Origin of the sequence: Quadrisphaera granulorum, assembly GCF_003149145.1 — a bacterium.
GTDB lineage: Bacteria > Actinomycetota > Actinomycetes > Actinomycetales > Quadrisphaeraceae > Quadrisphaera > Quadrisphaera granulorum.
In genome coordinates, this window is the sequence record NZ_QGDQ01000031.1 from 14,316 (window position 1) to 33,829 (window position 19,514).

Consider the following 19,514-nt stretch of genomic DNA (forward strand, 5'->3'; position numbering starts at 1 on the left):
AGCTCACTCCCCGCACTTGACGGGAACGGCAGTCTTAATGATTCCGACGGCAGCCTTCGCCAGCGGATCGTCCTACGCGTCGCCGCCCTCCCGGGCCGACTCCAGGCCGGTGAGCAGGCTCGTCAGGCCCAGTTCGAAGGTCGTCGCTGACCGGTCGCCCGGCCGTGACCGCGCGGCGTCGACAGCGCGCGACAGGTGGGGACGGCTGCCGTCGTCGTCGGCCCAGACCTGCGCTGGCGCGCCCGCGTCGAGGGCGGAGCCGAGCACGAAGCAGTCGAGGACGGCCACCACGTGCAGCGCGGTGGCGTCGTCGAAGCCGTCCTGGACCAGCACGTGGACGAGCGCCTCGTAGCTGGCGAGGACCGCGGGGTCGCTGACGGTCTGTGTCGTGAGCAGGGGGACGACGTGCGGGTGCGCCGCCATCGCCCCGCGGTAGCCGCGGGCCCAGTGCTCGGCGAAGGCGCGCCAGCCCTCGCTGCCGGTGCGCTCGGTGGGCATCCGCCCCGCGCAGACGAGGTTGCGCAGACCCTCGACGACGTCGGAGCGCCCGCCCGGCACGTGGTGGTACAGCGACGACGAGCTGACGCCCAGCGCGCGGGCCAGCCGCGGCATCGTGAAGTCGCCGTCGGCGTCGACGAGTTCCAGTGCTGCGGCGAGGATCCCGCCACGGGAGAGCAGCGGCGAGGTCGGACGTGCCACGGCAACCTCCTCGACCGGATCCGTCAGGCCGGCTGCTGCTGCGTGATGCAGTGGATGCCGCCGCCGAACGCGAAGATGTCGCGGGCGTCCACGAGCACCACCTCGCGATCGGGGTAGGCCTGCGTCAGCACGCGCGCGGCGGCCGCGTCGTGCTCGTCGGCGAAGGCGCACAGCACCACGACGCCGTTGGCGACGTAGTGGTTGACGTAGGAGTGGTCGACCAGCTCCCCGTCCACCTCGCTGACCACCGGGGCGAGCAGCTCGGTGACCTGCAGGCGGCGTCCGCGAGCGTCGGTAGCGGTGCGCAGCAGCTCGAGCACCTCGGCGGAGACCTCGTGGTCGGGGTGGCCCGGGTCGGTCTGGGTGTGCACGAGCACCTGGCCGGGCGCGGTGAACGCGGCGACGATGTCGACGTGCCCGCGGGTGCCGAACTCCCCGTAGTCGGCAGTCAGCCCGCGCGGCAGCCAGATGGCCTTCGTGGTGCCCAGGTGGGCGTGGACCTCGGCCTCCACCTGCTCGCGGGTCCACCCGGGGTTGCGGTGCGGGTCCAGCTGCACCGTGTCGGTGAGCAGGACGGTGCCCTCGCCGTCCACGTGGAAGCCTCCGCCCTCGGTCACCAGCGACGACGACGCCACCGGCACCCCGGCCAGTTCCGCCACGTGGCGAGCGACCTGCGCGTCCTGGTCCCAGGCGGCCCAGCGCTGCGCGCCCCAGCCGTTGAACGTCCAGTCCACCGCCTGGATGCCGGAGGCTCCCCGCACGAACGTCGGGCCGGAGTCGCGCAGCCAGGAGTCGTCGAGGCCCACCTCGGCGAGCTCCACGCGCGGGTCGAGCAGCTCGCGCGCAGCGCCGGCGTCCTCCGGCCGCACGAGCACCGTCACCGGCTCGAAGCCCACCACGGTGTTCGCCACCCGGCTCCAGGCGACGCGCGCCCGGGCGAGGTCGGCCCCGCCCACCTCGCCGAACGTGGCGTTGGGCGGGGGGAAGGCCATCCACGTGCGGGAGTGGTGCTCCCACTCGGCGGGCATCGTCGTCGTCCTCGTCCTGGTCGTCGGCACAGCTGCTCCTGCCACTCGGCCGGGGCGGCCTCGTCCGCGGTCGTCCGCGGCCCGTTGCGGACCACGCGGTCCGTGCCCCAAGATGCGGGGAACAGTAACCGAAAGGCTGTCGATTAGTCAGCCTCGGCGAGAGGCGCATCGCATGGCCCCCCAAACCCCTCAGCGCGACGTCGATGTGGACGTCGACGTGGACGTCGATGTGGACGTCGTCGAGGCCTCGATCGCCGACCTGCGCGCAGCGCTGCAGGACGGTCGCGCCACCGCCGTCTCGCTGGTCGAGGCCTATCTCGCCCGCATCGCGGCCTACGACGCCCCGGGTACCGAGACGGCGCTCAACGCGGTCGTCGTCCTCAACCCGGCCGCCCGCGACGAGGCGCGGGCCTCGGACGAGCGCCGGGCCAGGGGCGAGGCTCGAGGCCCGCTCGACGGCATCCCGTACACCGCCAAGGACAGCTACCTCGTGCGCGGGCTGACGGCGGCGGCGGGCAGCCCGGCGTTCGTCGACCTCGTGGCCCAGCGCGACGCCTTCACCATCGAGCGCCTGCGCGCCGCCGGAGCGATCTGCCTGGGCCTGACCAACATGCCGCCCATGGCCAACGGCGGCATGCAGCGCGGCGTCTACGGCCGCGCCGAGAGCCCGTACAGCGCGGACTGGCTCACCGCTCCCTTCGCCTCCGGCTCCTCCAACGGCTCGGGGACAGCGACGGCCGCGAGCTTCGCCGCCTTCGGCCTGGGGGAGGAGACCTGGTCCAGCGGCCGCGGCCCCGCCAGCAACAACGGCCTGGTCGCCTACACCCCCTCCCGCGGCGTCATCTCCACGCGGGGCAACTGGCCGCTGGTGCCGACCATGGACGTCGTCGTCCCGCACACCCGTACCGTGGCCGACCTGCTGGAGGTGCTCGACGTCGTCGTCGCCGACGACGAGCAGACCCGCGGTGACCTGTGGCGGTCGCAGCCCTGGGTGCCCATCCCCGCCGCGTCCGAGGTGCGGCCGCAGTCCTACGCGGCGCTGGCCGTCGACGACGCCGCCGACGACGCCGCCCGTGAGCTGCTGCGCGGCGTGCGCGTGGGCGTGCCGCGGATGTACGTCAACGCCGACACCGACGCGGGCACCGGCACGGGCATCGGCGGCCCCACCGGCGAGCGGATCGAGACCCGCGCCTCGGTGATCGCCCTGTGGGAGGCGGCGCGCGCCGATCTGGAGGCTGCGGGCGCCGAGGTGGTCGAGGTCGACTTCCCCGCGGTGTCGAACTACGAGGGCGACCGCGCCGGTGCTCCGACCATCGCCACTCGCGGTCTCGTGCCCGCTGACTTCCTGCGCCGAGAATTGACCGACCTCGCCGCGTGGGCGTTCGAGGACTTCCTCGACGCCAACGGCGACCCGGCGCTGCGCACCCTCGCCGACGTCGACGGCGAGCGGATCTTCCCCCACCCTGAGGGCGCCCTGCCCGACCGCTACACCGGTTTCGACGACGACCTGCCCACGTACCCGCAGTGGGTGCGTGACCACCCGGGCGCCTCGTACACCGACGTCCCCGGCATCGCCGACGGGCTGCGCGGGCTGGAGGCCACCCGGAAGGCCGACCTCGAGGACTGGATGGACGGGCTCGGCCTGGCCGCCGTCGTCTTCCCCGCCGTGGCGGACGTCGGTCCGGCCACCGCTGACGTCGACGCGGCCGCTGCCGACGCCGCGTGGCGCAACGGCGTATGGGTGGCCAACGGCAACCTCGCGGTCCGCCACCTCGGCATCCCCACCGTGACAGTGCCGATGGGGGTCATGCACGACGCGGGCATGCCCGTGGGGCTGACGCTGGCCGGACGCGCCTACGACGACACCCGCCTGCTGCGCCTGGCCGCTGCTTTCGAGGCCACGGGCTCGCGGCGCGTCGCGCCGCCCCGCACGCCGCCCCTGCGAGGATGACCGTTCCTCGTCCTGACCGAGCCAAGGCGGCCCCCGGTGGAGCGTCCCCGTTTCGATCCCGAGCTCCGAGCGGGCCTGGCCCTCGTGGGCGGTGTCTTCCCGCCCACCGTCACGCCTGACCTCATCGACTTCATGCGCCGGTCCTACGCGTCACGGCCGCTGGTGGAGTCGCTGGCCGGTCGGTCGGTGACCTGCGAGGACGTCGTGGTCGAAGGGTTCGCGGGGGCTCCGGTCACCGTCTCGGTCCTGCGGAACCCCCGCATCACCGGGCCGCGCCCGGGGATGCTCTACGCCCACTCCGGCGGCATGATCTTCGGTGACCGCTTCAGCGGGCTCGACCAGGTCTTCGACTGGGTCGAGCACCTGGGCCTGGTGGTCGTGACCCCAGAGTACCGGAGAGCTCCCGAGTACCCCGATCCGGTCCCTCGGGAGGACTGCTACGCCGCGCTGGAGTGGACAGCTGCCCACGCGGCAGACCTGGGCATCCGGCTCGACCGCCTTCTCGTCGGTGGTGCCAGCGCCGGCGGCGGCCTCGCCGCAGGTCTGGCCCTGGCCGCACGTGACCGCGGCGGCCCGGCGCTGTGCGGCCAGCTGCTCGACTTCCCGATGCTCGACGACCGCGGCGTCACGGACTCCACGCGTGCCTTCGACGGCGTGGGCGTGTGGGACCGGGTCAGCAACGAGACCGGATGGACGGCGCTGCTGGGTGCGGCGGTCGGTGGGCCGGACGTGTCGCCGTACGCCGCGCCCGCCCGGGCGACCGACCTACGCCACCTGCCGCAGGCCTTCGTCAGCGTGGGCGAGGCCGAGATCTTCCGCGACGAGGCGGTGGCGTACGCGTCCGCGCTCTGGGGTGCCGGGGTCGACGCGGAGCTGCACGTCTGGCCCGGCGGTTTCCACGCCTTCGACATCTTCGCGCCGCACACGGCGCTCGCCCGTTCGTTGGCATCCGTGCGAAACGCCTGGTTGGAACGGGTGGTCGGCGACTGAGCACCGCGTCTTCCCAGGGGAGGCCCGGTCATCATGTTTCGGTGCAGGACCTGCTAGGACGCCTCGAAGCGCTCGACCCCGACGCCAGCCACGGGCTGCGCGTCATCGCCTGTTTCGACGAACTGCTGGTGGGCAACGTCGGCACGAGGGGGCTCCTGTCAGCCGCAGCGGCCATGGCCGGTTGCCCTGCCGGATTCCAGTTGGAGGGAACCTCGACGTGCCTGCGGGTCGCCAGCACCGGCACGGTGCTGGAGTCCGCGCCGGCCCCGGAGGGAACGCGGGGTGTCGACGGCGTCCTCGTCTGGCTCGAGCGCGACGGTTCACCCGGCGGACACGATGCGCTGATCCTCGAGCGGCTCGTGCTGGCACTGCGTATCCGTCACGGCCGGGGCCGGGCAGTTCTCGCAGAGCGGCGACACATGGCGGTGCTCCTGGACCGGGACGTGCCGGTGGCCTGCCGGCGGCAAGCTGCCAGCGCCTTGAGAATCCGGACCGACGGACGTCACCGCGTCGTGGTGGCGCCGCTGTTCGCCCAGTGGACCTCCCATCCCGTCGTCCCCGAGGACGTCGTCCCGACACCCCACGGGCCGCTGCACGTCCTCGTCGTCCCCGAGGGGCACGCCCCGATCCCCGCAACGCCCAGCGGCGCGAGCCAGCTGGTCGCCGTCGACGACCTCCCCCGCGCTCTACAGACCGCGATCACCGCGCTGCGGCTGTGGGACGCCGCCTACGGGCCGACCTCGCACGCGGAGCGATTCGGGGGTCTCCTCGAGCTGCTCGTCGACCTCCCCGAGGACGCCGACACGCGTGACGTGGACCGGCTCGAGGCGCTCGCGGCGCTGCCCTGGGGCGCCTCGACCCTCGCGGCCCTGACCGAGGCCACATCGGTGCGCCACGCGGCACGGCTGGCCCACGTGCACCACAGCACCCTGCACGGGCGTCTGGAGGAGGTGGTCGAGGCGCTGGGCTTCGACCCGCTCGCGGGTCTGGGGAGGGCGCGCCTGAGCGTCGCGTGGTTGAGGTGGCGCCTGAGGCACTCCCGGGTGCTCGACCTGCCGGCTCCCCGGAGGGCGTCCGAGGCACCGACAGGTGTCGGACAGGCCTCGACGCAATGCCCGACGGGTGTCGGTACCGCTGTCCACTCACATCGGCCAGGCTCTCCACCGGCGATGTTGACGCCAAGGAACGAGCGCGGCGGACGAGGACGTGTGGTGCCACCACGAACTCCGCGGTCGTGACCTGGTAGACCCGCCCCTCGACTGACCGGATCTGGTTCCCCCAACCCACCGGTCAGAGGCGCCGTCCCTGCGCCCGCCGTTTCGCGGCGGGCGCAGGGACGGACGTCCGACAGCCCCTAGCGCGTCCCGGCGGCCGCGGCGAGCGCCGCGCTGACGTCGGCGACCAGGTCGGCTTCGTCCTCCAGCCCCACCGACAGCCGCACCGTGCCGTCGGTGATGCCCGCGGCGGCGCGTCCCTCCGGGCCCAGCCGCCGGTGTGTCGTGGTGGCCGGATGGGTGGCCAGCGACTTCGCGTCACCGAGGTTGTTGGAGATGTCCACCAGCTGCAGCGCGTCGAGGAAGGCGAAGGCGGCCGGCTTGCCCCCCGCCAGCTCGAGGGTCACCACGGAGCCGCCTCCGCTCATCTGCGCCCGGGCCAGCTCGTGCTGGGGGTGGGAGGGGAGCCACGGGTAGCGCACGGACGCCAGCTGCGCCCCGGCGCCCGAGCCCGAGTCGGCGAGGCCCTGCAGGTGCTCGGCCACGGCCAGCGCCGACGCGCTCATCCGCTGCACCCTCAGTTCCAGCGTGCCCAGTGACGAGGCGAGCACCCATGCGGTGAACGGGCTCATCGACGGGCCGGTGTGACGGATGAACGTCTCGAGGTCTTCCGCGGCCTTGCTCGCGAAGAACGCCTCGGTCCCCAGTACCGCACCACCGAGCGTGCGGCCCTGGCCGTCGAGGTGCTTGGTGGTCGAGTACACGACGACGTCGGCGCCGAGCTCCAGCGGCTTCTGCAGCACCGGGGAGGCAAAGACGTTGTCGACGACGACGGTCGCGCCGGCGGCGTGCGCCAGCTGGCTCACCGCACGCACGTCGACGAGCTCCTGCGTGGGGTTGGACGGCGTCTCGAAGAACACCGCCGTCGTCGGCCGGGAAAGGGCGCGCTCCCACTGGCCGAGGTCGGCAGCGTCGACGAACTCCACCTCCACGCCCCAGCGGGGGAGGAGCTCGTCGCAGATGACGTAACAGGAACCGAACAGCGCCCGCGAGGCCACCACCCGGTCACCGTGGCGCACCAGCGACTGCAACGCGGCGTACACCGCGGCCATGCCGGTGGACGTCCCCCAGCACCCGGCAGCGCCCTCGATGAGGGCGAGCCTGTCCTGCACCACCTTCACGGTGGGGTTGCTGAACCGTGAGTAGACGAACCTGTCGTGCTCCCCGGCGAAGGCGGCTTCCGCCTCGGCTGCCGAGGAGTACACGAAGCCGCTGGTGAGGTAGAGCGCCTCGGCGGTCTCATCGAAGCCGGAGCGGGCCAGACCTCCGCGCACCGCGCGCGTGGCCGGCCCCCAGCTCTGCTCGTCGAGGGCGGTCACGGCTGGCTCCAGGGCAGCCCGTCGGCGCGCCACCCGACGGCACCGCGGTGCCCGTCGACGGTGGGGCCCTCGAAGCCGTCGAGCACGTTGAACGCCCGCGACCAGCCCGCGTCGGCGGCCGCGTCGGAGGCACCGACCGACCGCACCCCCGAGCGGCACAGGAACAGCACCGGGACGTCCCGGTCGGGGACGGCGGCCGCGAGCTCGTCGAGGAACCGCGGGTTCCGCTGCCCGTCCGGGTAGTCGTTCCACTCCAGGAGCACGGGCTGCTTGCCCAGACCGGCGAGGTCTGGCACCCCGACGAAGGTCCACTCGGCCCGGGTGCGCACGTCGACGAGCACGGCGCCCGGCTCGGTGGTCAGCACGTCCCACGCCTCGCGCGGCGTGACGTCACCGGCGCGGCTCACGGCTGCACCTCGTGAAGGACCGCGGGAAGCACCACGGCCTGAGCGGTGACAGGCTTGGTCCCGTCGAAGGTGATGGCGGGCGAGCCGTGCAGCACGTACCCCTGCGCCAACGCGGCGCTGACCTTCTCGCAGAAGGCACGGTCGTCGGTGCCGGTGAGCAGGCGGTAGCGCAGCAGACCACCCATCTCCGCTCCGGTCTGGGCTCCCTGGTCCGCTGGTGTCGTCACGAGGTCTCCTCGAGGTTCTTCTGGATCTTCAGAGCGTTGTGTGCGGGTTCAGGATCCCCGATGGGTCCAGCACGGCCTTCAGCTGGTGCTGCAACTCCACCACGTCGGGCCCGAGCTCGCGGGCGGCATGCTCCCGTTTGAGCGAACCGACCCCGTGCTCCCCGGTGACCGTGCCGCCCAGGCGCAGCGCGAGGTCGAAGACCGCGTCGGCGGCGGCGAGCACCTGCGGCGGCAGCGGTGCCTCGTCCTGTCCCTCTCCGGAACCACCGGGGACGGCGATGAGCGGGTGCAGGTTGCCGTCGGCGGCGTGTGCCAGCACGTAGATCTCGGTGCCGGTCTGCGCGGCGATGCCCTGCACGCCTTCCACTGCCTCGGCCAGGCGTGACAGTGGCACCGCGATGTCCTCGATGAGCACGCGCCCGCGCCGTTCGACGGCCGGCAGCGCGGCGCGGCGGGCGGTGAGCAGCTGCTCGGCGCGTGCCGCGTCGTCGGTGGCTTCGACGGTCAGCGCCAGGGGCGTGAGCACCGCTGCGAGCCGGTCCAGCTCCCCGCGGGCAGCGGCCGAGGACGAGCCGTCGGTCTGCGCCACGAGCACCGCGCCGGACGGCCCCGTGGCCACCTGCAGCGCGGTGCCCGCGAGGGCGTCGATGGCGCCGAGCGTGGCGCCGTCCACCAGCTCCAGCACCAGGGGTCGCACGCCTGAGGACACGACGGCGCTGGCCGCCGCGGCGGCCGCCGCCACGCTGGTGAACGTCGCGAGCGCCGTGGCCACCGCCGCCGGCCGGGGGAGCAGCCGCAGCGTCGCGCCGACGACGACGCCGAGGGTGCCCTCGGACCCGGTGAACAGGCCGACCAGGTCGTACCCGGTGACGCCCTTGAGGGTGCGTCGCCCGACGTGGATGAGCCGCCCGTCGGCCAGAACGACGTCGAGCGCGAGCACGGCTTCGCGTGTGACGCCGTGCTTGGCGCCGCGCAGGCCGCCGGCGTTGGTGGCGATGTTGCCGCCGATGGTGCTGATGCCGACGCTGCCCGGGTCGGGCGCGTACATGAGGCCGTGCTCGGCCGCCGCCGCGTCGAGCGCGGCGGTGACGACACCGGCCTCGACGACGGCCACCTGGTCGACGGGGTCGACCTCGACGATCCGGTCCAGCCTCGACAGGTCCAGCACCACCACACCTGCGCCCGCGGTGGCCGCTCCCGCCAGGCCGCTGCCCGCCCCGCGCACCACCAGCGGCGTGCGCGTGGCGGAGCACCACCGGGCGGTGTGCTGGACCTCGGCGACGCTGCGGGCGCGCACGACGACGGCGGGGTCGCCCGGCGCGGGCACCCCCGACCTGTCGCGGCGCGCGGCCTGCAGCGCCGTGGGCTCGACGGACCAGTCGCTGAGATCGGCGACCAGCCCGTCGACGAGCGATGTGTCGACCCCCGCCTCGACCCCGGTGGTCGTGCTCGTCACGCAGCGCCCTCGGCGCGTGTGTCGGTGCTGTCCTCGGTACCGGGCGTCGTGGGCAGGCCGGCCGCCTTCCACGCGGGGTAGCCGCCGGCGACGTGCACCAGCGCGGTGTAGCCGATGGCGGCCAGCGCCTCGACCACCGGCGTCGAGCCGGCCTCGGAGCCGCAGATGACGACGACGGGGGCGTCCGTCGCGGCCAGCGTGGGGACGACCTCGGCCGCGGTGGGCTTGTCGACGACGACGGCCTGCGGCAGCTCGCCGTGCTTCTCGCGGTAGCCCGCGGAGCGGACGTCGACGAGGAGCGCGCCGCCCGCGACGGCGGCTCCGGCGATGGCCGGGGGCACGAGCGGCACGGTCGGCGCGCTGGGCTCGGTGGCTGTGGTGTCGAAGTCGGTGCTGCTGGTGCTGGGAGTGGTGCTCGTCGTCGTGGTCATGCCGGGACCTCCGTGAGGGTGGTGGGTGTGGGAAGGGACGGTGGCGTGGATGCCGGCGGGGATGCTGGGAGGGCTGACCGCAGCAGCTCCGCGGGGAGGGGCAGCGTGCGGGTCTCGCCGGAGAACGCTGCTCCGAGCACGCGCTGGAGGAGCTCGTTGGCCGGGGTGGGCACGCCGTGCAGCCGGCCCAGCTGCACGACGTCGCCGTTGAGGTGGTCGACCTCCGATCCCGCACCGCGGGCGAAGCTCTGCCAGGTGGAGCGGCGACCGCCGACGTGACCCGGTACCTCCTCGATGACGAGGGAGCCGGGACCGACACCCACCGCGCGGGGGTCGGCGCGGGGCAGATCCGCTGCGTCGAGCACTGCCTCGGTCTCCCGGACGAGGTCGGCGGCCAGCCGGTCGAGCAGTTCCCGGTCCGCGGGAGCTTCTCGGGAGAACAGGTCCAGGCCGTTGGTGGCGTTGATGACGAGCTTGTGGGCCTTCCACCGCGCCACGTCCGGCACGCTCCACGCCGCGAAGCCCGCGGCGTCCAGGTCAGCCGCCACCGCGTGGGCCACGGGATCTGACATGTAGCCCGACTCGCGTGGGGAGCGGCCCACCCACACGAGGCCGACGCGCGGCCAGCTGGGACTCACGACGACGCCCGGCTCGGTGTGGCTGGCGGCGATCCAGATCGTGGCTCCGAGCACGGTGCGGAAGCGGCGCAGCGCCGCCCGCTCCGTGCTGACGCCGTTCTGGAACGTCACGAGCGGCAAGTCCGCGCCCACCAGGCCTGCACCGTCGTCCGAGATCACCGGCTGCCACGCCCAGGCGTCGAGCGCCGCGTCGACGTCCTGCGCCTTGGTGGTGAGCAGCAGCACGTCGTCGTGGCGAAGGTCGACGTCGTCGGGACCGGCGGCCACCGGCACCCGGACCACCTCGGTGGACCGTGCACCGGCGCTGGCCGGCCGCAGCACCGTCAGCCCACGGCTGCGCAGCACCTCCACCTGCCGACCACGGGCGACGAGCACCACCTCGCGCCCGGCGGCGTGCAGCTGCGCAGCCAGCACGGACCCGACGGCGCCAGCGCCGATGACCACGTATCGCGTCATCGGGCCGCCTCCGCCAGCAGCTGGCCGTCGGGCGCACCGGCTCGGCGGGCCGCGCGTTGCCCTGGCACGGCGGCGAGCAGCTCCGCCGTCGTCGTCGCCTGCGGATCGGCGAAGACCTGCGCCGTGGGACCGCTCTCCACGATGCGGCCCCGGCTCATGACGGCGACGTCGTGGGAGGTGTCGGCCACCACGGCGAGGTCGTGGGAGATGAGCAGGTAGGAGAGCCCCCGCTCGCGCTGCAGCTCCACGAGCAGGTCCAGCACCTGCGCCTGCACGGTGACGTCGAGCGCTGAGACGGGCTCGTCGAGGAGCACGAGCTCCGGATCGAGCGCGAGGGCCCGAGCGATGGCCACCCGCTGGCGCTGCCCCCCGGAGAGCTCGGCGGGGCGGCGGTCGGCGAAGGCGGCCGGCAGGTGCACGGCGTCGAGCAGCCGCTCCGCCGCGCGCGCCCGCTCCGCGGAGGTGCCGATGCCGAAGGAGTGCAGCGGCTCGGTGACGAGGTCGCGCACGTCCCATCGGGGGTCGAGCGCTGCGAACGGGTTCTGGTGCACCAGCTGGAAGCGGCGGCGCAGCGGCCGCAGCTCCCGCCAGCCGCGGCGGGTGATGTCCTCGCCGTCGAACACGACGCGTCCCGAGGTCGGCTCCTCCAGGCGCATCGCCACCCGCAGCGCGGTCGTCTTGCCCGAGCCGGACTCGCCCACCAGCGCCAGCGTGGTGCCGCGCCGCACGCTGAGGCTGACGTCGTCGAGGGCCCGCAGCGTCCGCTGCGCCGCCCCCCGCGGCACGACGAAGTCCTTGGTGACGCCCTCCAGCCGCAGCACCACGTCGTCAGCCTGGGCCGCCTCTGCCGCCTCTGCCGACACTGCCGCTGCCGGCGCCACCAGCGTCACGCTGCGTGACCCGCCGCCGGGCGCGTCGGCCACGAGCCGCTGCGTGTACGGGTGCTGTGGGGAGCCGAGCACGTCGACGGGACGTCCGCGTTCGACGATGCGCCCGGCGGACATGACGAGCACCTCGTCAGCGCGGTCGGTGGCTACGCGCAGGTCGTGGGTGATGATTAGCAGGCCCGTGCCCGACGTCCTCACTAAGCCCTCGAGATGGTCGAGGATCTTCTGGGCGACCGTGGTGTCGAGCGCGCTCGTGGGCTCGTCGGCGATGACCAGCTGCGGGTGTGCGGCCAGCGCGGTGGCGATGAGCACGCGCTGGCGCAGCCCCCCGGAGAGCTGGTGCGGGTGCTGGCGGGCGCGCTGGGCGGGGTCGTCGATGCCCGCGGCGGCCAGGGCCTCGAGCACCTCGGCGGGCACCGACCGGCGCGGCACGCCGCGGCGGCGCACCGCCTCGGCCACCTGCTCGCCCACCCGCAGCGTCGGGTTGAGTCCCACGGTCGGGTCCTGCGGGACGTACCCCACCACCCGGCCGCGCACGGCGCGCCGCTCCCGCTCGGAGACGTGGGTGAGGTCGCGCCCGCCGACGTGCACCGAGCCTGCGACGACGCGGCCGGCGGCCGGCAGCAGCCCGAGCAGCGCGGAGACCGTGGTGGTCTTGCCGGAGCCGGACTCCCCGACCACCGCGACGACGCGCCCCGCGGGCACGGCGAAGCTCACGCCGTTGACCGCTTGGTGCTGGCCGTAGGCGACCGACAGGTCGCGCACCTCGACCACGGGGGTGTCCACGGCCAGGGTCGACGTGCTCATCGGGCCACCTCCTCGAGGCTCTTGGCGACGTGGTTCAGCGACAGCACGAGCAGGCCCACCGCGAGGCCGGGCAGCAGGCTCAGCCAGGGGTTGGTGACGAGGTAGGTCCTGCCGCTGGCGATGAGAGAGCCCCAGTCGGCGTGCGGCGGCTGCGCCCCGAAGCCGAGGAAGCTCAGCGACGACACCGCGAGGATCGCGGTGCCGACGTCGAGCACGGCGAGCACCACGACGGGGCCCCACGTGTTGGGCAGCACGTGGCGGCGCAGCACGCTGGTCCAGGTGGCGCCGCCGGAGCGGGCCGCTTCGATGTAGGGCAGCGTCTTGACGCGCAGCACCTCGGCGCGGGTGATCCTCGCGAAGCCGGGTACGAGCGCCACGCCCACGGCGATGGCCACGTTGACGGTGCCGAAGCCGAGCGCCGTGATGATCGTCAGCGACAGCAGCAGCGTCGGGATGGCGAGCACCACGTCGACCCCGCGCATCAGCACGACGTCGACCCACCCACCGCAGAACCCCGACACGAGGCCGACGAGCAGTCCGGCGACCACCGCGATGGCCAGCGCCACCAGCGTCGCCTGGACGGTGAGTGCGCTGCCGTGCACGACCCGCGCGAACAGGTCGCGCCCGAGCTCGTCGGTGCCGAACCAGTACTGCCCACCCGGCGGCAGCAGCTTGTCGGCAGGGTGAGGCTGTTGCGGGTCCACGCCGGTGTACAGCCCCGGCACCGCCGCGGTGCCGAGGGCGAGCAGCACGTAGAGGACGGCGACGACGACGCCGGGACGGCGCAGCAGCTGCGCACGGCGCGAACGCCGCCCCCCAGGCAGGAGAGCAGGCTCGGCGGCAGCCGTCGTCGCGTCGGCGGCAGCCGTCGTCGTCGAGGTCGTGTGCGATGTCTGGGTGGGTGAGGTGAGCGTGGTCACGGCGGCCTCCTCAGGCGGCCCGGACGGCGAGGCGGCTGACCACCACGCGCGGGTCCAGGAGCGGGTAGATCAGGTCGACGACGAGGTTGACCAGCACGAACGCCGCCGCTGCCACCACGACGATGCCCATGACGAGCGGGATGTCCTGCGCGAGCACGGCCTGCTGCGTCAGCCGGCCCAGCCCGGCCCGGGAGAAGATCGTCTCGGCGACGATCGACGCGGTGACCGCGGAGCCCACGAGCACCCCGAGGATCGTCAGCGCCGGCAGGGCGGCGTTGCGCAGCGCGTGCTTGCCGTGCACCACGAGCCGGTGCAGCCCCTTGGCATGCGCGGTGGTGACGTACGCCTCGCCGAGGGTGTCCGACAGCCCCCGCACGAGCACCTGGGCGAGCATGCCCGCGGCGGGGATCGCCATCGTCACGGCGGGCAGCGCCAGCGAGGAGAGCCCCTGCGAGCCGGTCGCGGGGAACAGCCGCAGGTTGAAGGAGAACACCTGCAGGAGCAGCAGCCCGATGAAGAACGTCGGGAACGACACCCCCAGCGCCGGGACCCGCTCCAGCAGGGTCCGCAGCCACGGGCGGCGCACGTACGTGGCGACGAACGCCAGCACCAGCCCGGCCACCACGGTGATGGCGATGGCCACCACCGCCAGTGCCAGCGTGCTCGGGAGGTTCTCCTCGAGCAGTGTGCTCACCGGGGTGCCCAGCGAGACGGACCTGCCGAGGTCACCGGTGAGGGCAGCGCCGAGCATCGTCACGTACTGCACGGGCACCGGCCTGTCGAAGCCGTACTCCGCCTTGATCGCCGCGACCTGCGCCGCACTCGCAGCGCCCTTCGCGCCGCCCGCGGTGTCCACGAGGATCGACACCGGGTCGCTGGGGAGCAGGTAGAGGACGACGAACGTCACGGTGTACGCCGCCCACAGCACGACGACGGCCTGCCCGATGCGTCCCGCGACGTACCGCGCGGTCACTTCGAGATCCAGACGTCGTTGAGCCGCAGGAAGCTCTCGAGGGTGAACTTCAGGTCGTGCACCGTCGCCGCCGTCGCAGCGGTCTGCACGCGGTCCTGGAGGGGGAAGAGCGCGCCGCTGGAGATGAGGATCTTCTGGATGTCCGCGAAGACGGCCTTGCGCTTGACCGGGTCGGTCTCGCTGATCTCCTGGGCGAACAGGGTGGTCAGCTGCGCGGCGGTCTGCGGTTCCTGGTTGTAGGCGCCCGGGCCGGTGCCGGGCTTGACGACGCTCTGGTCGTAGTAGGTGCGCAGGATGTCGGCGTCACCGCGGGTGAAGTAGGTGGCGGTGAGGTCGAAGTCGCCGCTGTTGCTCGCGGTGGTGAACTCCGCGGGCGTCACCACGCGCTGCACGAGGGTGATGCCCACCTCCCCGAGCTGGCTCTGCACGAGGTCCCAGCCGGCCCACGGGCCACCGACGACGAGCGTCAGCGACAGGGGCTTGCCGTCCTTGGACCGCGTGCCGTCCGAGCCGGCCACCCATCCGGCCTGGTCGAGCAGCGCCTTGGCGCCGGTCGGGTCGTGCTCCAGCAGGGAGGAGTTGTCGGCCCACTGCGGGGTGGTGGAGTCGATGACGCTCTTGGCCACCGGGTAGCCGTCGTAGAAGACGGTCGAGGCCCACTCGGCCCGGTCGAGGGCCTTCTGCAGGGCCTGACGGACAGCCGGGTCACCGAGGATCCCGTTGACGTTGGGAATGATGTTGTACGTCAGGCCGGGCAACACGGCGCTCAGCACCGTCGCGCCCGCGGCCTTGACCGAGGTCTGCGCAGCTTCGGACAGCGGGGTCCGCGGCCACGCGACGTCGATCTGCCCCGAGGTGAGGCTGCCGGTGAGCACGCCCTCCTCGGGGATGAAGGTCACCTCGAGCGCATCGATGTGCGCGGCGCCGGTGTTGGCGTTGATGCCGGAGCCCCAGGCGTAGTCCGCGCGCTTGGCCAGCTTGATGGACTGCTGCTGCACGTACTCGGTGAGCGTGAACGGCCCCGACCCGACGTAGTCGCCCTTGGCGCGGGCCTCGGGGGTCTTGCTGTAGGAGGCGGGGGAGAGGATCCCCAGCGTGGTCGTGGCCGTCGCCTGCAGAAACGCCGCGTTCGGTGTCGAGAAGTCGACGCGCACCCGAGTCGGTGAGAGCACCGTGGTGCCCGCGTACCCGGAGATGTACGTGGCGCCGAGGGAGGCCTTGGCACCGAGCGCCTTGATGCCGTCGAGTGCGGTCTTCACGGCGGTGGCGTCGAACTTCGTGCCGTCGCTGAAGGTGACGTCGTCGCGCAGGTCGAAGGTGTAGCTCTTCGCGTCGGGCGCGACCTCCCACTTCGTGGCGAGCCACGGGACGATCTCACCGGTCTTCGGGTCCTGGTCGGTGAGGGAGTCGACGAGGTTGCGGTTGATGCTGCGCGACTCGATCCAGAAGTTCTGGTTCGGGTCGAGGTTGCCGTAGACGTCGGAGGTGAACGCCAGGCGCAGCGTGCCGCCCTCGACGATCGCCGCGGAGGTCGCGGTGCCCGCTGCGGGGTCGGCCTCGAGGGTCTTCGGGTCGACGGCGCAGCTGGACAGCAGCACCGCCAGCGAACCGGCAGCGGTCAGACCGAGGAAGGATCTGCGAGAGGGCGCGTGGGACTGCTCGAAGGACACGGAAGCTCCTGGTGGTGAGGGCTGGATTTCGGGGCGTCAGCGCGCCCGATCAACGCGTGAGGGCCCGCGAGCCGAGGGCGATGAGGGCGGTGTCGTCCTGGGGCGGGTGGATGCGCGAACAGAGCACGTCGCGCAGGTGCCGCTGCAACGGGGAGCGGCGCGACAGGCCCGGGTTGCCCGCGGCACCCACGAGGGTCTCCACCGCGGTGATCGCGGCACGCGTGACCAGCAGCTTCGCGACACCGGAGCGCTCCAGCGCCTGCTGGCGGTCGGTGCTGCCGGGGGTGCTCTCGTCGACGGCCCGCGCCAGCGACGTGAGGATCACCTCGGCGCCCAGCAACTGCGCCTCCACCTCACCGGCCACGGCGCGGATCCGGTCGGTGGTCGCGATGGGGCGTCCCAGCGCGGCGGGCACTCGGTCATGGGCGAAGTCGGTGAACGCGGCCTGTGCGGCACGTGCGACGCCGAGGTAGAGCGCCGGCAGCCCCAGGTGCAGCGCGTCCACTGGCGCGGCGTTGTTCGGCACCGTGCCCACCGGCGCCCCGGCGAAGTGGTCGAGCGGCACCTCGACGCCGGAGTAGACGACGTCGTGGGTGCTGGTGGCGCGCATGCCGAGGTGGTCCCACGTCCTGACGACCTCGATGCCCGGGGTCGGCGTCCCGTCGTCCCGCCGCGCCGGCACCACCACGTGGCCGACGCGGGGCGTCGGCTCGTCGGTGACCGCCCACACCAGGTGGTAGGCGAGTCCCTCGGAGCCGGTGGCGTAGGCCTTGTGCCCGTCGAGCACCCAGCCGAGTCCGTCACCGCCGCTGGTACCGGCGCGGCGCAGGGTGGTGGCCGGCAGCCCACCGCGCGCGGGCGCGCCGAGCTCGGGCTCGGCGCGCACCGCGTTGAGCAGGGTGGGCCCCTCGGCCGACTCCCGCAGCAGCCGCTCGAGCAGCCGCTGCGGGAAGGTGCGGGCGGCCAGGGGGTGCAGGAACACCGTCATGGCGGCCAGCAGCGCCACCGACGGGTCGCCCGCGCCGAGAGCGGTGAACACCCGCACGGCATCGACACCCGACAGGTGCCGACCGCCTGCGGTCGCGGTGAGCAGCCCGGCGGAGTGCACTGCGCGCAGTCCCTCCCACGGGAACTCCGCGGTCTCGTCCACCTGCGGTGCCGTGGCGGCGAGCTGCGCCCGCAGGGCCTCGAGGCGCTCGGGGGAGGTGTCGACGGCGGGCAGCCCGGGTGTTGTTGGTGCGGGTGTCGTGAGCGCGGGCGCGCTCACGAGGCGACTCGTTCGCGGGCGTGCGCCTGCTCGCGTGCGCGCACGACGTCGTCCACCGGCGGTGCGTCGACGACGGACCCGCGCCGGCCCTGCTCGCGGGCGGCCAGCTCACCGCGCACGAGCGGCAGCACGTAGCGGCCGTAGTCGATGGCGTCGTTGAGGTTGTCGTAGCCGCGGATGGAGATGAGGTCGGCGCCGAGGTCGACGTAGTCGAGGATCGCCGCGGCCACCGTGTCCGGTGTCCCGACCAGCGCCGTCGACGCGCCCTGGGCGCCCGTCGCGGTGGCGGTCGGGAACCACAGGGCACGGTCGTGCAGGTCACCGCGCGCCGCGATGTCGAGCAGGCGCTGGCTGCCGACGTTCTCCGGTCCGGCGCTCGCGGAACGGCGGGTTCGCCACAGACCCGCTCCGCCGCGACCGGAGAGCACGTCGAGGGTGGCGCGGGCTCGCTCCCACGCGAGCTCCTCGGTGGGCGCGATGATCGGCCGGAACGTCACCCACGTGCGCGGGGTGTCGGTGCGGCCGGCGGCTCGGGCGGCCTCGGCGACCCGGCTGATCTGCTCCGCCGTCTCCGCGAGCGGCTCGCCCCAGAGACCGAAGATGTCGCCGAGGGCACCTCCCACGCGGTACGCGTCGTCGGAGGAGCCCCCCACGGACACCGGGATGGTGCCGTTGACGGGCTGTACGCGGGAGACGAAGTCCTCGAAGGAGTAGTACGTGGCGGTGTGGTCGAACGGCTCGGTGGACGTCCAGACCTTGCGCAGGATCTCGATGTACTCCGCCTGCCGCGCGTACCGCTCGGTCTTGGAGAGGCGGTCTCCCTCGCGGGCCTGCTCCTGGGTGCTGCCCCCGGCGATGAAGTGGACCACTGCGCGACCGCCCGAGAGCTGGTCGAGCGTGGCCAGGGCCTTGGCCGCCACGGTGGGGTAGATGGTGTTGGGGCGCAGCGCGATGATCGGCTTGATGCGTTCGGTGTGTGCCACCACGGTCGCGGCCACGGTGAACGGGTCGTAGGACGGCGAGCCGTACGGCACCAGCGTGTAGTCGAAGCCGGCCTCCTCCAGCGTGCGGGCGTACCGCGCGAGGTACTTCGGGTCGATCCGGGTGTCGGTGGAGCCGTTGATCTCGTTGGCGGGGTTGACGTTGATCGCGCTGATGAACTCGACGGTCATCGGGGGGCTCCTGCAGGCTCAGCGAGGGAGGACGGGGTGGGCTGGGTTCCGGTGGCGACGGGGCGCCCGGGGGTGTTGGACCACTGGCTCCAGGAGCCGGGGTAGAGCGCGCCGCGCAGACCGGCGAGTTCCAGGGCCAGCACGGTGTGCGAGGCGGTGACACCGGAGCCGCAGTAGGCACCGACGGGCGTCTCGCCGTCGTCGTCCTCCCCGGTCACCGGCACCCCGACCGACGCGAACGCCTCACGCAGCTGCTCCGGGGTGCGGAACCGGCCGCCGTCGACATGGCTCGCGGTGGGCAGGCTCACCGCCCCCGGGATATGCCCGCCGACCGGGTCGACCGGCTCGACCTCACCGCGGTACCGCTCCCCGGCGCGGGCGTCGAGGAGCACCCCGCGCTCGGGCAACGCAGCGGCCTCGTCGATGGTCAGCACCGGCTGGTGCCCCCAGCTCAGCTCCACCGAGCCCGGCGCGGGAGTGACGTCGCCGGTCTCGAGAGGTTGGCCGGCGGCCTTCCACGCGGACAGGCCGCCGTCGAGCACGCGGACGTCGACGATGCCGGCGTGGCGCAGCAGCCACCACGCGCGGGCCGCGGCGAAGGAGTCCCAGTCGTCGTAGACGACGACGGCGTCGCCGTCGTGCAGCCCCCAGCGCCGCGCGGAGGCCTGTAGGGCCTCGCGGGTGGGCAGCGGGTGGCGGCCGTCGGCGGGGCCGTGCTCGGAAGCGGGGACGGCGAGCTCGGTGTCGAGGTCGACGTAGACCGCACCCGGCACGTGGCCCGCGGCGTGCTGATCGCGGCCATCGGCGGCGCCGAGGCGCCAGCGGACGTCGAGCACGCGAACGGGGGTGCCGTCGGTGGTGCGCCAGCCGCGGGCGGCGGTGGCCGCCAGCTCGGCGGCGTCGATGAGGGGTGGGCGGAGAGACACAGGAGCTCCTGGGTGG

The 19,514-nt window shown here is 73.5% G+C and carries 18 protein-coding genes; 3 read left to right on the top strand and 15 right to left on the bottom strand.

The window, feature by feature from the left end:
• Positions 1-72: 72 nt before the first annotated feature.
• Both BXY45_RS18870 and BXY45_RS18875 read right to left on the bottom strand, forming a co-directional pair.
• A complete protein-coding gene (locus BXY45_RS18870) occupies positions 73-699 on the bottom strand; it encodes a TetR/AcrR family transcriptional regulator (protein WP_109776083.1) in 627 nt (208 codons plus the stop codon).
• Between the two features lie 23 nt (positions 700-722).
• Positions 723-1,727, bottom strand: coding sequence for an agmatine deiminase family protein (locus BXY45_RS18875; RefSeq protein ID WP_109776084.1), 1,005 nt, complete (start codon positions 1,725-1,727; stop codon positions 723-725).
• A gap of 172 nt (positions 1,728-1,899) precedes the next feature.
• Between BXY45_RS18875 and BXY45_RS18880 the strand changes: the two genes are divergently transcribed.
• Genes BXY45_RS18880 through BXY45_RS18890 form a run of 3 tightly spaced genes read left to right on the top strand, consistent with a single transcriptional unit; the run spans position 1,900 to position 5,906 of the window.
• Complete coding sequence (locus BXY45_RS18880; protein ID WP_109776085.1) at positions 1,900-3,678, top strand: amidase; 1,779 nt, start codon at positions 1,900-1,902, stop codon at positions 3,676-3,678.
• Between the two features lie 36 nt (positions 3,679-3,714).
• Positions 3,715-4,668, top strand: a complete 954-nt coding sequence (locus BXY45_RS18885) for an alpha/beta hydrolase (RefSeq protein ID WP_211319743.1) — start codon at positions 3,715-3,717, stop codon at positions 4,666-4,668.
• Positions 4,669-4,709: 41 nt separating this feature from the next.
• Positions 4,710-5,906, top strand: a complete 1,197-nt coding sequence (locus BXY45_RS18890) for a helix-turn-helix domain-containing protein (RefSeq protein ID WP_174976638.1) — start codon at positions 4,710-4,712, stop codon at positions 5,904-5,906.
• Positions 5,907-6,022: 116 nt separating this feature from the next.
• Here BXY45_RS18890 and BXY45_RS18895 read toward each other — a convergent pair whose 3' ends face one another.
• The 13 genes from BXY45_RS18895 to BXY45_RS18950 are packed head-to-tail and all read right to left on the bottom strand — an operon-like array spanning position 6,023 to position 19,498.
• Positions 6,023-7,261, bottom strand: coding sequence for an O-succinylhomoserine sulfhydrylase (locus BXY45_RS18895; protein ID WP_211319744.1), 1,239 nt, complete (start codon positions 7,259-7,261; stop codon positions 6,023-6,025).
• Positions 7,258-7,668, bottom strand: coding sequence for a rhodanese-like domain-containing protein (locus tag BXY45_RS18900; RefSeq protein WP_170131615.1), 411 nt, complete (start codon positions 7,666-7,668; stop codon positions 7,258-7,260). The genes BXY45_RS18895 and BXY45_RS18900 overlap by 4 nt, the downstream gene beginning before the upstream one ends.
• The gene (locus BXY45_RS23505; protein ID WP_245961920.1) at positions 7,665-7,895 is read right to left on the bottom strand and encodes a DUF1737 domain-containing protein; all 231 of its coding nucleotides are present in this window, start codon (positions 7,893-7,895) and stop codon (positions 7,665-7,667) included. The genes BXY45_RS18900 and BXY45_RS23505 overlap by 4 nt, the downstream gene beginning before the upstream one ends.
• A gap of 28 nt (positions 7,896-7,923) precedes the next feature.
• Positions 7,924-9,351 (bottom strand): FAD-binding oxidoreductase, encoded by a 1,428-nt coding sequence (locus BXY45_RS18905; RefSeq protein ID WP_109776087.1) that lies wholly within the window; start codon positions 9,349-9,351, stop codon positions 7,924-7,926.
• Positions 9,348-9,782, bottom strand: a complete 435-nt coding sequence (locus BXY45_RS18910; RefSeq protein ID WP_109776088.1) for a rhodanese-like domain-containing protein — start codon at positions 9,780-9,782, stop codon at positions 9,348-9,350. The genes BXY45_RS18905 and BXY45_RS18910 overlap by 4 nt, the downstream gene beginning before the upstream one ends.
• Positions 9,779-10,876 (bottom strand): ketopantoate reductase family protein, encoded by a 1,098-nt coding sequence (locus BXY45_RS18915; RefSeq protein ID WP_109776089.1) that lies wholly within the window; start codon positions 10,874-10,876, stop codon positions 9,779-9,781. The genes BXY45_RS18910 and BXY45_RS18915 overlap by 4 nt, the downstream gene beginning before the upstream one ends.
• Entirely contained in the window at positions 10,873-12,570 is a 1,698-nt protein-coding gene (locus BXY45_RS18920; RefSeq protein WP_109776090.1) for a dipeptide ABC transporter ATP-binding protein, read from the bottom strand. The genes BXY45_RS18915 and BXY45_RS18920 overlap by 4 nt, the downstream gene beginning before the upstream one ends.
• Positions 12,567-13,490, bottom strand: coding sequence for an ABC transporter permease (locus BXY45_RS18925; protein ID WP_109776091.1), 924 nt, complete (start codon positions 13,488-13,490; stop codon positions 12,567-12,569). The genes BXY45_RS18920 and BXY45_RS18925 overlap by 4 nt, the downstream gene beginning before the upstream one ends.
• 10 nt (positions 13,491-13,500) lie before the next feature.
• Positions 13,501-14,463, bottom strand: coding sequence for an ABC transporter permease (locus tag BXY45_RS18930; protein ID WP_109776092.1), 963 nt, complete (start codon positions 14,461-14,463; stop codon positions 13,501-13,503).
• Positions 14,460-16,133: an ABC transporter substrate-binding protein gene (locus BXY45_RS18935; protein WP_170131616.1), complete on the bottom strand. Its 1,674-nt coding sequence runs from the start codon at positions 16,131-16,133 to the stop codon at positions 14,460-14,462. Before BXY45_RS18935 ends, BXY45_RS18930 begins: the two co-directional genes overlap by 4 nt.
• A 49-nt stretch (positions 16,134-16,182) precedes the next feature.
• Positions 16,183-17,400 carry an acyl-CoA dehydrogenase family protein gene (locus BXY45_RS18940; RefSeq protein ID WP_109776094.1) on the bottom strand — a complete coding sequence of 406 codons (1,218 nt, stop codon included), beginning with the start codon at positions 17,398-17,400 and terminating at the stop codon, positions 16,183-16,185.
• Positions 17,397-18,572, bottom strand: coding sequence for an LLM class flavin-dependent oxidoreductase (locus tag BXY45_RS18945; RefSeq protein WP_109776095.1), 1,176 nt, complete (start codon positions 18,570-18,572; stop codon positions 17,397-17,399). Before BXY45_RS18945 ends, BXY45_RS18940 begins: the two co-directional genes overlap by 4 nt.
• Positions 18,569-19,498 carry a sulfurtransferase gene (locus BXY45_RS18950; protein WP_245961921.1) on the bottom strand — a complete coding sequence of 310 codons (930 nt, stop codon included), beginning with the start codon at positions 19,496-19,498 and terminating at the stop codon, positions 18,569-18,571. The genes BXY45_RS18945 and BXY45_RS18950 overlap by 4 nt, the downstream gene beginning before the upstream one ends.
• Positions 19,499-19,514 lie beyond the last annotated feature (16 nt).